A 13,224-nucleotide genomic window follows, 5' to 3' on the forward strand; every position below is an offset into this window, starting at 1 on the left:
CCCCATCAGTCACAGCCGTTTCTCAGAACCGCGGTTCCGGTGTCTGGGCCTCGATCAGTTCCACCGCCTCTTCCTTGGTGGCGACCGAAGGGGGCGAGCCTTCCAGGGGCTGCTGGGCGGTTTCCTTCATGCAGGCCACGGCGATGACGCCTACCAGGGCGGCGCCCATTGTGTAGTAGGCGGGGACCATGACGTTCTTGTCGGAGACGTCCATCAGGGCGGTGATCACCAGGGGGGTGGTGCCGCCGAAGAGGGATACGGCGAGGTTGTAGCCGATGGAGAGGGAGCCGTAGCGGACGTTGGTGGGGAAGAGGGCGGGGAGGGCGGCGGACATGGTGCCCAGCAGGCAGACCAGGGAGAGGCCCAGGAGTGCCATGCCGCCGATGACCGCGGCCATGCTGCCCTGCTTGACCAGGAGGAAGGCGGGGATGGCGGTGATGAAGAAGCCGAGCATGCCGGTCATCAGCAGAGGCTTGCGGCCGTAGTGGTCGTTGAGTTTGCCGATGCTGCTGATGATGCACATCAGGACGATCATGGTGCCGAGGAGGATCAGCAGCCCGTGGGACTCCTCGTAGTGGAGGGTGTCCGTCAGATACGTCGGCATATAGGAGAGCAGCATGTAGTCGGTGATGTTGTAGGCACCGACCAGGGCGATACAGAGAATGAGCGTGGGCCACTGCTGGGCGAAGATTTCGCCCAGCTTCTTTTTCGGGGCGTTTTCGGAGAGGTGGGAGAATTCCGATTCCGCCTCGACGACGGATCCCGTTGCGGAGTGTGTCTGGGAGGCTTCCAGTTTCTGGAATGCGGGGGTCTCGTCGAGCTTGATCCGGAGGTAGAGGCCGACCAGGCCCAGGGGGCCGGCGATCAGGAACGGAATGCGCCAGCCCCAGTGGAGCATGGCGTCGGAGCCCAGGGTGGTGTTGAGGATCAGCACGATGCCGGCCGCGCCGGTGTAGCCGATGAGGGTGCCCATCTCCAGGAAGCTGCCGAAATAGCCGCGCTTTTTGTCGGGGGCGTATTCGGCGATGAAGGTGGAGGCGCCGCCGTATTCGCCGCCCGTGGAGAATCCCTGGACGAGGCGGAAGAGGATGAGGAGGGTGGGGGACCAGAAGCCGATGGTGGCGTAGGAGGGGATCAGGCCGATGCAGAGGGTGCCCAGCGCCATCATGATCATGGTGAGGGCGAGGACTTTCTTGCGGCCGACGCGGTCGCCGAGCGGGCCGAAGTAGGCGCCGCCGAGAGGCCGTACGAGAAAGGCCACGGCGAAGGTCGCGAAGGAGGAGAGGAGGCTCGTCGTGTCGCTGCCGCCGGGGAAGAAGACCTGGCCGATGGTGACCGCGAGATAGCTGTAGATCCCGAAGTCGAACCATTCCATGGCGTTTCCGAGGGCGGCCGCCTTCACGGCCCGCTTCACCACCTTCTCGTCGGTGATGGTGATGTCGGTGCGCCGCAGCTTGGGATTCCTGCGCCGGGCGACGGCGCGGAAGAGGACGCGGTGGCGCCGGAGCGCCTCTCTGTCCTCAAACGGCTGTTCTGCTGCGGTGCTCCCGTGGGCCACGAGGCGGTCCTCTCGGTCGGTCGGCGCGTGATGCGCGGTGGGTATACGACAGATACGACAGGTGCGCCTGCGCAGTGGAGCGCGGATCAAACCACTCTGGCCGAAATTCGCGAGGCAGGTCACGTAGGGCGCGCGGGTGTTCACGGGGTGGCGTGGTGCTCACGGGGCGGGCGTGGTGTTCGCGGGGCGGGCATGGCGGTCATGGGCCGAGTGCGGCGGTCACAGGGCGGCGTGGCCGTCATGGGACGGAGTCCGTGTGCCAGGGATCGGCGGGTCTGTTACAGGACTGGTACACGGTTGCGTCATTACTGCCGTGTTCAAGCAATCAGGTTGTGTGGGACAGAGGGGAACGTGGCGGCCGTGAAACCGCTCTTTTGTAGCGTGTGGCGCTTTTCGTCGGGGCCGCCGGAGCCCGTTCGGGGCCTGTGCGGGTGATGCGGGCGCGCCGCCTGTCTGCTGGTGGGGGTACGGGGCGTGAGTCCCGGGAGGAGAACGTGATGACCGACCGCGCGGGGTCCCGCTGGGCCCGTGGGCGTACCGCTCTGGCGACGTTTGTCGTGGTGACGGCGCTGGCGGCCGGCGGGGTGTGGTTCAGCCAGGCGGCGGACCGCGCGTCGGCGGTGGATGCGGCGCCGAAGACGGCGGCGGTGCAGGACGTGAAGGAGGACGCCCAGGGGATGGGCGGCCTGCCGGGGGTGCGGGACTGCGGGGTCGGCCAGGCGGCGGTCAAGCCGCATGTGATCACGCTGGCGTGTGCGGATGCGGGGATGGTGGCCACCGCGATCACCTGGGACCGCTATGGCGCGCGGGAGGCGGAGGGCACCGGTGTGGTGCAGGTGGAGAAGACGGCCGCGGGGGCGGGGGCGGATTCGGGGTTTCCGGCGACGTTCCGGCTGTACGGCGTGAAGACGATCGATGGTGCGCGGGCCTTTACGGGGCTCGAGGTGACGTACGAGGGCTCGACGCCGCTCGGTGACACGACGGAGATGTACAACCTCGCGTGATGGGCATTCGAGGCCGGATCGCCCTGGCCATTTCTTGTGTGACGGCGCTGGCCGTGGTGGTGCTCGGGTTCGCCGTGCATCACATAGCGGACGCGGAGCGGGAGCGGTCGGCGCGGGCGTATCAGGACGACCGGTTGAGTTCGGCGCTGCAGATCTACGAGCGGGACCGCAAGCTGGTGCTGGGCGCGCAGCTGGACGATGTGACGTTGCCGTCGCCGTTGCGGGAGGCGGTGTTCAAGAACCGGTCGGGCACCTATGTCAGCGGTGGGGAGGATCCGCGGGTGTGGGCGGCGACCGGCGTCGGTGACGGCGGTGGAGGCCGGCCGCAGCGGTCGTTGTCGGTGCAGGCGGCGTATCCGGACGACGATCCGGCGCAGGTGGCGCTGGACCGGGCGCTGCTGATCGCGGGGTTCGGCACGGTCACGTTGATGGCGGTGGTGTCGTGGTTCGTGGCGCAGCGGCTGTCGCGGCGGCTGCGGTTGAGTGCGGCGGCGGCGCGGCGGATCGCGGCGGGTGCGGCGCCGGATGCGAATGCGCTGGCCAGTAAGGGCCGGGACGAGGTGGCCGAGCTGGGCCGCAGTGTGCATCACATGGCGACGTCGCTGGCGGCCCAGGCGCAGGCGGAGCGGGAGTTCACCGCGGATGTGGCGCATGAGCTGCGGACGCCGGTGGCCGGGCTGGTGGCGGCGGCGGAGCTGTTGCCGCAGCCGCGGGCGGTGGAGATGGTGCAGGACCGGGCGCAGGCGATGCGGCGGCTGGTGGAGGATCTGCTGGAGGTTTCGCGGCTGGATGCGGGGGTGGAGCGGGCGGATCTGGATGCCTGTGAGCTGCCGTCGCTGGTGCGTGGGATCGTCCGGCGGGCGGCGCGTCAGCGGGGGGTGGACGAGGTGTCGGTGTCCGTTGAGGGGGAGCCGGTGATCGTGGAGACGGACCGGCGGCGGGTGGAGCGGGTGCTGGTGAATCTGCTGGCGAACGCGGCCAAGCACGGGAAGCCGCCGATCGAGGTGGTGGTGCGGGGTACGCGGATCGTGGTGCGGGATCACGGTCCGGGGTATCCGGCGGAGTTGTGCGCGGAGGGCCCGCGGCGGTTCCGTACGGCGGCGCCGGAGCGGGGGACCGGGCACGGTCTGGGGCTGACGATCGCGGCGGGCCAGGCGGAGGTGCTGGGGGCGCGGCTGGACTTCGGCGCCGCCGCGGAGGGCGGCGCCGAGGCCGTGCTGGAGCTGCCGGACCGGGCGGTTACCGTGCCGGGCGCCTGATCAGGGAGTGATGGGGGCGGCCGGGAGGTCCGGGAGTCCGGGCCGGTCGGATCAGAGCCCGAGATCCTTGATGATCTTGGCGACGTGGCCGGTGGCCTTGACGTTGTAGAGGGCGCGCTCGACCTTGCCGTCCTCGTCGAGGATGACGGTGGAGCGGATGACGCCGGTGACGGTCTTGCCGTAGAGCTTCTTCTCGCCGAAGGCGCCGTAGGCCGTAAGGACCGTCTTGTCGGGGTCGCCGAGCAGGGTGACCTTGAGGTCTTCCTTCTCGCGGAACTTGGCGAGCTTCTCCGGCTTGTCGGGGGAGATGCCGATGACGTCGTAGCCGTGGCCGGCGAGGAAGTCGAGGTTGTCGGTGAAGTCGCAGGCCTGCTTGGTGCAGCCGGGGGTCAGGGCGGCGGGGTAGAAGTAGACGATGACCTTGCGGCCCTTGTGGTCGGCGAGCGAGATCTGCTTGCCGTCCGCGTCGGGCAGGGTGAAGGCGGGTGCGGTGTCGCCGGTCTGCAGTCGCTCGCTCATGACTCTCCTTCTACGGGCACTGATACGGGGATGCGTACGTCCCGACACTAGCCAGCCGGGCCGGGGTACGGCTGCGCGGGCGCCGCGGCTGCCCGAAACGGGGGTGCTGTGGGGCGCGGGCGGGTGTGAGCTGACAGACTGTCCATCACAAATCGGCATGGATCAAGGCGGCCGGTTCCGTACGGGGGCTTGTCCCGTCCTCGTACGCATCGGCCCGAGACGACGGAGGCAGCGCGGTGTCGGAAGCCAGGACCCCTGCGCAGATCGAGGCGGACATCGCCCGCAGGCGGCAGGAGCTCGCCGTGACGCTCGACGAGATCGGTGTGCGGCTGCACCCGAAGACGATCATCGGCGATGCGAAGGCGGCGACCGCGGCGGCGGTGGACCGGACGGCGGGGCGGGCGTATGTGGCCGCGCAGCGTGCGGTGTCGGATGTGCGTGCTCAGATGGTGTCGGAGGACGGGGTGCCGCGGCTGGAGCGGATCGTTCCGGTGGCCGTGATCGGTGTGGCGCTGGTGGGTCTGCTGGCGCTGAGCGCGAGGCGGCGCCGCGGCTGATGTGTCTTCACCGACCGTAACCGACCTTGGCTCCCGCCCCGGCCCACCACGACGCGGGGTGCCGCGCCGGGCATGTACGGTCATGCCGTGAGCCCGAATAACACCAAGGACACCCACGACAAGCTGCCGATCCGGATGCTGCACGACCGTGTGCTGGTCCGGACGGACATCCCCGAGGGCGAGCGGCGCTCGACCGGGGGCATCGTCATTCCGGCGACCGCGGCGGTCGGCCGCCGCCTGGCCTGGGCCGAGGTGGTCGCGGTCGGCCAGAACGTGCGGACCGTCGAGGTGGGGGACCGGGTGCTGTACGACCCGGAGGACCGCGCCGAGGTCGAGGTGCGGGGCGTGGCGTACGTGCTGATGCGGGAGCGCGATCTGCATGCGGTGGCCGCGGAGCGGCTGGAGGGTGCGGAGGATTCGACGGGGCTGTATCTGTAGCTGATGCGGCTGTATCTGTAGCTTTTGTCGTCCCTGGCGGGCGGTGACCGAGGTCACCGCCCGTTCTGTCTGCCGTCTGTCTGCCGCTTGCTAGCCTCGTGAGTACCCGACGAGACGCGCCGTACCGGGTCACGACAAGACGACGCACCCCTGTTGAAGCGTTTTCACGGAGGTGCCGTCATGGCATGGATTCTGCTGGTCGTCGCCGGTCTGCTGGAGGTCGGCTGGTCGATCGGGATGAAGTTCACCGAGGGTTTCACCCGGCTGTGGCCCAGTGTGTTCACCGGCGCGGGGATCGTCGTCAGCATGCTGCTGCTCTCGTCCGCGGCCCGGACGCTGCCGATCGGTACGGCCTATGGCGTGTGGGTGGGCATCGGCGCGGCCGGTGCGGCGGTGGTGGGCATGACCGTGCTCGGGGAGCCGGCGACCGCGGCCCGGATCTTCTTCGTCTGCCTGCTGATCGTGGCGGTGGTGGGGCTCAAGGCGACGTCGGGTCACTGACCCGGGTACCGGGAATCGCCGTCAGTCGTCCCACCACCCCTGCCGCCCTCTGGTGTCCGCCCCTTCCGGGCCCACGGTCGGGAATTCCTCCGTGGGCTCGTCGGTGGGCGGTGTCTCGGTGGGGAAGGTGGGGGTGGGCGGTTCGGCGGTCGGCGTGGTGGGGGCGCCGGTCGGCGGAGCGGACTCGGTGGGGGGTGCGGTCGGTTCGCTGCCGGTCGGTGGGGCGGACTCGGTGGGGGGCGCGGGGGCGCTGGTGTCCGGTCCGGGCGGCGGGGATCCGACGCCCTCTTCCGTCCGGAGGTCGAAGTCGGTGACCGGCCGGCCTTCCAGTGCGGCTGCGGTGTAGTCGGCCCAGATCTGGGCGGGGAAGCCGCCGCCGTTGATGCGCGGCAGCCCCGCCGCCCCGTACAGCGGTTCCTGCGCGGCGCTTTCCGGGTTCTGGCCCAGGACGGCGACCACGGTGGCGAGTTCGGGGGTGTAGCCGGCGAACCAGGCGGCCTTGTCCTTCTCCGCGGTGCCGGTCTTGCCGGCCGCCGGGCGTCCGGCGGCCTGGGCGGCGGTACCGGTGCCGCCGTCGACGACGCTGCGCAGGATCGAGGTGGTGGTGTCGGCGGCGCTGCGGTCGATGGCGGTGTGCTCGGCGCGTTCGGGCAGCGGGAGGTCCTCGCCGCTCTTGGAGACCTTGTCGACGAGGGTGTAGGGGCGTTGTCTGCCGTGGTGGGCGAAGCCCGCGTACACCTGGGTCATCTCCAGCACGCTGGGGGTGGCGGTGCCGAGCGAGATGGCGCCCTGGGACGAGGAGAGACTGGGGGTGTCCGGGGGGATGCCCAGGTCGATGGCGGTGCGCTTGACCCTGCTGGGGCCGACGTCGATGCCCATCTGGGCGTAGACGGCGTTGACGGAATTGTCGGTGGCCTCGGAGACGGTGATCGGGCCGTAGGAGCGGTCGTCCTCGTTGGCCGGGGCGAAACCGGTGGGGGAGCCGTGGTTGACGGTCATGCGTCTGTTGGTGCTGTCGTAGAGCGTGTCGGGGGTGATCGGCTCGCCGTCCTGGGTGACGGAGCGGTTCTGTACGGCGGAGGCGAAGACGATCGGCTTGAAGGTGGAGCCGACCTGGTAGTCGCGGCGGGTGGCGCTGTTGACGTACTGCTTGGCGTAGTCGATGCCGCCGTACATGGCGACGACCCGGCCGGTGGCGGGGTCGATGGAGGCGCCGCCCGCCCGGACATAGGTGTCGACCTCGCGGGAGCGGTCGAGCTGGCCCATCAGGCGGGTGTCGACCGCCTCGACGAAGGCGTTCTGGCGGCCCTTGCCGATGGTGGTGGTGATGCGGTAGCCGCCGGCCCGCAGGGTGTCCTCGTCGAGGATTTTGTTGCCGGTCAGGTAGTCCTTGACCGCTTCGACGAGATAGCCGCGCTGGCCGGAGAGCCCGGCGGAGGCCTTGACGGGGCCGGGCTCGGGGAATTTCATGGCGGCGCGCTCGGCCCGGCCGAGCCACTTCTTCTTGACCATGCCGTCCAGGACGTAGTTCCAGCGTGCCATCGCCCGGTGCTTGTTCTCGGGGTGGGCGGTGATGTCGTATGCGCTGGGGGCGTTGAGGAGGGTGGCGAGGTAGGCGCCCTGGGGGATGGTGAGCTGTTCGGAGTTCTTGCCGTAGTAGGCCTGGGCGGCGGCCTGGATGCCGTAGGCGTTGCGGCCGTAGTAGCTGGAGTTGAGGTAGCCCTCCAGGATCTGGTCCTTGGTCTCCTCGCGGTCCAGCTTGATGGCGATGAAGAACTCCTTGGCCTTGCGGGTGATGGTCTGTTCCTGGCCGAGGTAGTAGTTCTTGACGTACTGCTGGGTGATGGTGGAGCCGGACTGCTTGCCCTTGCCGGTGAGGGTGTTCCAGGCGGCGCGGACCATGGCGGCGGGATCGACGGCGGACTCGGAGTAGAAGTCGCGGTCCTCGGCGGCCAGTACGGCCTGCTGGGTGGACTTGGGGATCTGGTTGAGCGTGACGTTCTCGCGGTTGACGTCGCCGTCGCGGGCCAGGAAGGTGCCGTCGGAGTAGAGGTAGACATTGCTCTGCGCCTGGGCGGCACTGTTGGCGGGCGGGATGTCGACAAGCAGATATCCGGCCACCAGGCCGCCCACGATCACCAGCAGTAACAGCACCACGGTGGCGAGCACCATGCGCCAGGTGGGGATGACGCGGCGCCAGCCGGTACGCCGGGGGCGCGACGTGGTGCCCTGGGCGGTTGACCCGCCTTCCCGATCGTCGCTCATGACTGTATGGACTCCTCGGCGGCCGTCGAAGGTTGTGCTGCGGCGGGATCGGTGTGATGTCAGGGAATCGCGCGGCGCCCGAAAAGGTGTGCTCGCCCGATAAGCCCTTGTTGGAGAACTCTCGCATCATGCGTCCCGGCCACCAGGGGTGTCGCACACCTGTGACCGCCCCGCGACCGGCCGAATGGCGCCCCGGACTCACCCGAACCGGCGATAAACCGATGGTGCGGTCCCCGTTCGCCCTACTAGGCTCCAGTGCTTTGCCGCCCGATGACAAGAGGCTGGGGGAACGCGGAGGTGTGGTACACGGCCGTCGCGGCCGGCAGCTTCCGCCGGTACGCGACCTATCGGATCGCCACCGCGGCGGGCGTCTTCACCAACACCGTCTTCGGCTTCATCATCGCCTCCACCTATATCGCCCTGTGGACCGAGCGCCCCCATCTGGGCGGCTACGACCAGGCGCAGGCGCTGACGTACGTCTGGATCACGCAGGCGCTGCTGGCGGCCTCGGCGCTGATGGTGGGCGGCGGCCTGGAGGAGCTGCAGGAGCGGATCCGCAGCGGCGATATCGCGGTGGACCTCTACCGGCCCGCCGATCTCCAGCTGTGGTGGCTGGCCGCGGATCTGGGGCGGGCCGCGCTGCAGCTGACCGCGCGCGGGGCGGTGCCGATGGCGGTGGGCGCGACGTTCTTCGAACTCGCCCTGCCCCGCGATGCGTTGACCTGGGCGTGTTTCCTGCTCTCGGTGGCGCTCGGCGTGGTGGTCAGCTTCGCGCTGCGCTATCTCGTCGCGCTGGCGTCCTTCTGGCTGCTCGACGGCTCGGGCCTGGCCCTGATCAGCGGCCTGGCCTGCATGTTCTTCTCGGGCATGGTGCTGCCGCTGCGGGCCTTCCCCGGCGACCTCGCCGGCCTCGCACAGCTGCTGCCGTGGGCGGCCATCCTTCAGGTGCCGGCCGATGTGCTGATCGGCACGCGGACCGGCGTACCGCTGCTGCGGGGACTGGTCTTCCAGGCGGTGTGGGGTGCGGCGCTGCTGGCGCTGGGCCGGCTGGTGCAGGCGGCCGCCACCCGCAAGGTGGTGGTGCACGGTGGCTGACGGGGCTTTTGCCGAGCGGACGGCGCACGGCCTGCGCGCCTACGGCCTGATCGCGCAGATGTGGATCCGCTCCGCCCTCGCCTACCGGGCGTCGTTCGTGATGATGGCGGCCGGCAACTTCGCCGCCAGCGGCCTGGACTTCGTCGCCATCGTGCTGATGTTCGCCCAGACCGACGTCCTGGGCGGCTTCTCGCTGCCCGAAGTCGCCTTTCTCTACGGCACGTCCAGCACCTCGCTGGGCCTGGCGGATCTGCTGTTCGGCAGCATGGAGCGGCTCGGCCGGCGGGTGCGCGACGGCACCCTGGACATCCTGCTGCTGCGCCCCGTACCGGTCTTCGCGCAGGTCGCCGCCGACCGCTTCGCGCTGCGCCGGCTGGGCCGGATCAGCCAGGCGCTGCTGGTGCTGGGCTGGTCGATGACCCGGCTGGACGTTCACTGGACGGTGGGCCGGGTGCTGCTGGTGCCGCTGATGGCGGTGTGCGGCGCGGCCATCTTCGCGGCGGTGTTCACGGCCGGCGCGGCCTTCCAGTTCTGGGCGCAGGACGCGGCCGAGGTGCAGAACTCCTTCACCTACGGCGGCAACGCGCTGCTCCAGTACCCGCCGACGGTCTTCGCCAAGGACCTGGTGCGCGGCGTCACCTTCATCATTCCGCTGGCCTTTGTGAACTGGCTGCCCGCGCTGCGCCTGCTGGGCCGCCCCGATCCGCTGGGGCTGCCGGGCTGGGTGGACTTCCTGGGTCCTGCGGTGGCCGCGCTGATGTGCGCGGGCGCGGGGCTGGCGTGGCGGCTCGGGCTGCGCGCGTACCGGAGCACGGGGAGCTGAGGAGAGGCGTATGACGGCGGAGCAACTCATCGAGGTGGACGGCGTCGAGAAGGTCTTCTCGGTACGGCGCAAGGCGGGCCGGCTGCGCAGGGTCCGGCACGAGGTGCGGGCCGTGGACGGCATCAGCTTCCAGGTGCCGCGCGGCGAGATGGTCGGCTACATCGGGCCCAACGGCGCCGGGAAGTCCACCACGATCAAGATGCTGACGGGCATTCTGGTGCCCAGCGGCGGCCGGCTGCGGGTCGCCGGCATCGACCCCGCGCGCGAGCGGACCCACCTCGCCCGCCGGATCGGCGTGGTCTTCGGCCAGCGCACCACCCTGTGGTGGGACCTGCCGCTGAAGGACTCCTACGAACTGGTCCGGCGCATGTACCGGGTCCCGGACGCCACCTACCGCGCCACCTTCGACCGCTGTGCCGAACTGCTCGACCTGGGCCCGCTGCTGGATGTACCGGTGCGTCAGCTGTCGCTGGGGCAGCGGATGCGCGGCGATATCGCGGCGGCGCTGCTGCACGACCCCGAGGTGCTCTACCTGGACGAGCCGACCATCGGCCTCGATGTGATCAGCAAGGCGAAGGTGCGCGAGTTCCTGCGCGAGGTGAACGCCGAGCGCGGCACCACCGTCCTGCTCACCACCCACGACCTGACCGACATCGAGCAGCTGTGCCGCCGGGTGATGGTCATCGACCATGGCCGCCTGGTCTACGACGGCGCCCTGGACGGGCTGCGTGCGGCCGGGGACGGCGAGCGCACGCTGGTGGTGGACCTGGCGCGGGAACTGCCGCCGATCGAGGGGGTGCCCGGGGCCCGTACGGTCAAGGTGGAGGGGCCCCGGCAGTGGCTGGCGTTCCCGGCGGCGCAGAGCGCGGCGCCGCTGGTCGCGGCGGTCGCCGAGCGCTATCCGCTGGTGGATCTGTCGGTGCGGGAGCCGGACATCGAGGATGTGATCGCGAAGCTGTACGCGGGTGACGGAAGACACCCCGATCGGGTCGCCGCCCCGTAATCTGTTCGTATGACTGACAAACTCCCCGAGTTGCGTGCCGCCGACAGTGACCGGGAGCGGGTGGCCGAGATCCTGCGGGACGCCGTCGCCGAGGGACGGCTTGTCATGGAAGAGTTCGAGGAGCGGCTCGATGCGGCGTACGCGGCTCGGACGTATGGGGAGTTGGCGCCGCTCACCGCGGATCTGCCGGCCGTCGCGACGGCGCGGCCCGCCGGTGCCCCGCTGTCGCTACGCAAGGACGACGCCGAGGCGGCGGCCTGGTCCGAGCGGATCGTGAACCATACGGACGGCTCCTCGGTGGGCGTCGCCGTCATGGGCGGCTTCCAGCGCAAGGGGCGCTGGACGATCGGGCGCCGTTTTCACGCCTGGTGCTGCATGGGCGGCGGCGAGATCGATCTGCGCGAGGCGAACTTCGCCGGGCCCGAGGTCGTCATCAGCGTATGGGCGCTGATGGGCGGGGTGAACATCGTGGTGCCGCCGGGCGTCGAGATCGACGTCCGCGGCCTGGGCATCATGGGCGGTTTCGACTCACGGGAGGACGGGCTGCCGGGTGAGCCGGGGGCGCCCCGAGTGATCGTCAAGGGTCTGGCGCTGATGGGCGGCGTCGGCGTGGAGCGCAAGCACACCAAGGCCGAGCGGCAGCGGCTCAAGGAGCTCGGGGAGCGGCCGCGCAAGGAGCTGAGCTGAGGGCGCCGGGCCTTCAGAGCTGGGCGGGCGCCGACCGCTTGAGCCGGTTCAGGTCCAGCGCATGGGCCATCGCCCGGAAGCCCTCGTCGCTCGGGTGCAGATGGTCACCGGAGTCGTAGACGGGCCGCAGCCGCACCGGCGCCGCCGGATCCCGCAGCGTCTTGTCCCAGTCCACGACCTCGTCGTAGACCGCGCCGGACCGGATGATGCGGTTGACCTGTTCGCGTACCTGGTTCATCCGCGTGGAGTAGCCGCGGTGTCCCCCGAACGGCGTCAGGGTGGAGCCGGTGACGCGCAGCCCGCGGGCGTGCGCCTCGCGTACGACCGCTCGCATGCCCGCGACGATCTTCTGCGGATCCCACTGCCGCGGCGACTTGAACAGGTCGTTCAGCCCTATCTCGACCACCACCGCCTTCACCCCGGTACGCGAGAGCGCATCGCGGTCCAGACGGGTCAGGACACTGGGCCCGTTGTTGGGCGAGAAGCGGCTGCCGTTGACCAGCAGGCGGTTGCCGCTGATGCCCTGGTTCAGGACGCCGTAGTGGGGCGCGCCGGGCTCGTCGCGCAGCCGCTCGGCGAGGAAGTCCGTCCAGCGGTGGTTGGCGCCCGCCGTCGAGGTGATCCCGTCCGTGATGGAGTCGCCGATGGCCACGACCGTGCCCTGCGCCTCGGTGCTCCACACGTCCACGCCGGTCAGATAACGCCAGTACGGGCTCTGCTCCGTATAGGCGGCGCCGGTGGCGTCCTCGGCCCGGTCGCCGCGCGCCAGGTAGGAGGTCTGGCGGGCGTAGGGGTGGTAGGTGGCCGGGCCCGAGGGGGAGGGGGAGTAGGTGGTGACCAGGAGGTCGGCGTTGGCCGGGACCTTGAGCCGGACCGGGTCGCTGGTGACCGCCCCGCCCGCCGGGATGGTCACCGCGGGCCTGCCGCCGAAGGCCAGCCGCCGCATGGTGCCGGCCGCGGCCGTCGGGTTGCTGGGGGCGCTGGCCACCGCCAGCGAGGCGTGGCTGACGATCAGCGGCCGGGTGCCGTAGAGGTTGGAGAGCTGGATCCGGGCACCGGAGCCGCCGACGCTGGTGTGCACGACATTGCGTATGGACATCCCCGCGTAGCCGTCCAGGGTGCCGGGCTCGGCGGCCGCGGCCGCCGCCGACCAGGTGCCGACCCACTGCCCGGAGACCGCAGGCGACGCAGGATTGCGGGGCTTGTGCGGGTCGCTGCCCAGGCCGCCGTGGTCGCCGCCGAAGCCGACGAATATGGCGGTCGAGATCAGCACCACCACTGCCGCCAGACCGGCGAGCAGGGCGTAACCCACACCTTTGTTCATGCGGGAGGGGTCTCCTGGGGCAAGCGGAGCGCGGCGCTCCGGGCGGGCAAAGGGCAGCGAGTGATCAGCGGCACCGTTGCGGTCCGATCGTTTCTGCATGATCCCACGGACCTCCGGGACACCGCCCGGCGCCCTGGCGATGCCCCTCATGACGTAGACGCGGGGAACTCGTGGTTCGTTCCGGGAGTAGG

13 protein-coding genes and 1 riboswitch are annotated in these 13,224 nt (G+C 70.2%); of the genes, 9 read left to right on the forward strand and 4 right to left on the reverse strand.

Annotated features, from left to right (window positions below):
- Positions 1–22 precede the first annotated feature (22 nt).
- The gene (locus ACZ4S3_RS18070; protein WP_467934640.1) at positions 23–1,558 is read right to left on the reverse strand and encodes an MFS transporter; all 1,536 of its coding nucleotides are present in this window, start codon (positions 1,556–1,558) and stop codon (positions 23–25) included.
- Between the two features lie 497 nt (positions 1,559–2,055).
- Here ACZ4S3_RS18070 and ACZ4S3_RS18075 point away from each other — a divergent pair, with 497 nt between their 5' ends.
- Both ACZ4S3_RS18075 and ACZ4S3_RS18080 read left to right on the forward strand, forming a co-directional pair.
- Positions 2,056–2,562, forward strand: coding sequence for a hypothetical protein (locus ACZ4S3_RS18075; RefSeq protein ID WP_467934642.1), 507 nt, complete (start codon positions 2,056–2,058; stop codon positions 2,560–2,562).
- Complete coding sequence (locus ACZ4S3_RS18080) at positions 2,562–3,821, forward strand: sensor histidine kinase (RefSeq protein WP_467934645.1); 1,260 nt, start codon at positions 2,562–2,564, stop codon at positions 3,819–3,821. Before ACZ4S3_RS18075 ends, ACZ4S3_RS18080 begins: the two co-directional genes overlap by 1 nt.
- A 51-nt stretch (positions 3,822–3,872) precedes the next feature.
- Here ACZ4S3_RS18080 and bcp read toward each other — a convergent pair whose 3' ends face one another.
- Positions 3,873–4,340, reverse strand: a complete 468-nt coding sequence (gene bcp / locus ACZ4S3_RS18085) for a thioredoxin-dependent thiol peroxidase (RefSeq protein WP_467934649.1) — start codon at positions 4,338–4,340, stop codon at positions 3,873–3,875.
- Between the two features lie 236 nt (positions 4,341–4,576).
- Here bcp and ACZ4S3_RS18090 point away from each other — a divergent pair, with 236 nt between their 5' ends.
- The 3 genes from ACZ4S3_RS18090 (at position 4,577) to ACZ4S3_RS18100 (ending at position 5,836) form a co-directional block, all read left to right on the forward strand.
- On the forward strand, positions 4,577–4,897 hold the full coding sequence (locus ACZ4S3_RS18090; protein ID WP_467934653.1) for a DUF3618 domain-containing protein: 321 nt from the start codon (positions 4,577–4,579) through the stop codon (positions 4,895–4,897).
- 72 nt (positions 4,898–4,969) lie between these two features.
- Positions 4,970–5,335, forward strand: a complete 366-nt coding sequence (locus ACZ4S3_RS18095; RefSeq protein ID WP_467934656.1) for a GroES family chaperonin — start codon at positions 4,970–4,972, stop codon at positions 5,333–5,335.
- 90 nt (positions 5,336–5,425) lie between these two features.
- A riboswitch (guanidine-III (ykkC-III) riboswitch) is annotated at positions 5,426–5,484 on the forward strand.
- A gap of 31 nt (positions 5,485–5,515) precedes the next feature.
- Positions 5,516–5,836, forward strand: a complete 321-nt coding sequence (locus ACZ4S3_RS18100; RefSeq protein WP_467934660.1) for a DMT family transporter — start codon at positions 5,516–5,518, stop codon at positions 5,834–5,836.
- 21 nt (positions 5,837–5,857) lie between these two features.
- Here ACZ4S3_RS18100 and ACZ4S3_RS18105 read toward each other — a convergent pair whose 3' ends face one another.
- Positions 5,858–8,101, reverse strand: a complete 2,244-nt coding sequence (locus ACZ4S3_RS18105) for a transglycosylase domain-containing protein (RefSeq protein WP_467934663.1) — start codon at positions 8,099–8,101, stop codon at positions 5,858–5,860.
- A 297-nt stretch (positions 8,102–8,398) separates the two neighbouring features.
- On the opposite strand from ACZ4S3_RS18105, the gene ACZ4S3_RS18110 reads away from it, so the two are divergent.
- From ACZ4S3_RS18110 to ACZ4S3_RS18125, 4 genes are read left to right on the forward strand one after another with little or no spacing between them, the layout of a single operon-like run.
- On the forward strand, positions 8,399–9,196 hold the full coding sequence (locus ACZ4S3_RS18110; RefSeq protein WP_467934667.1) for an ABC transporter permease: 798 nt from the start codon (positions 8,399–8,401) through the stop codon (positions 9,194–9,196).
- Positions 9,197–9,254: 58 nt separating this feature from the next.
- The gene (locus ACZ4S3_RS18115; protein ID WP_467935555.1) at positions 9,255–10,019 is read left to right on the forward strand and encodes an ABC transporter permease; all 765 of its coding nucleotides are present in this window, start codon (positions 9,255–9,257) and stop codon (positions 10,017–10,019) included.
- Between the two features lie 10 nt (positions 10,020–10,029).
- On the forward strand, positions 10,030–11,022 hold the full coding sequence (locus tag ACZ4S3_RS18120; RefSeq protein WP_467934671.1) for an ABC transporter ATP-binding protein: 993 nt from the start codon (positions 10,030–10,032) through the stop codon (positions 11,020–11,022).
- A 9-nt stretch (positions 11,023–11,031) separates the two neighbouring features.
- Positions 11,032–11,709, forward strand: coding sequence for a DUF1707 SHOCT-like domain-containing protein (locus ACZ4S3_RS18125; protein WP_467934675.1), 678 nt, complete (start codon positions 11,032–11,034; stop codon positions 11,707–11,709).
- Between the two features lie 13 nt (positions 11,710–11,722).
- On the opposite strand, the gene ACZ4S3_RS18130 is transcribed toward ACZ4S3_RS18125, so the two are convergent.
- The gene (locus ACZ4S3_RS18130) at positions 11,723–13,033 is read right to left on the reverse strand and encodes an SGNH/GDSL hydrolase family protein (protein WP_467934679.1); all 1,311 of its coding nucleotides are present in this window, start codon (positions 13,031–13,033) and stop codon (positions 11,723–11,725) included.
- Positions 13,034–13,224: the final 191 nt, after the last annotated feature.

The organism is Streptomyces sp. NPDC028368, from assembly GCF_055565615.1.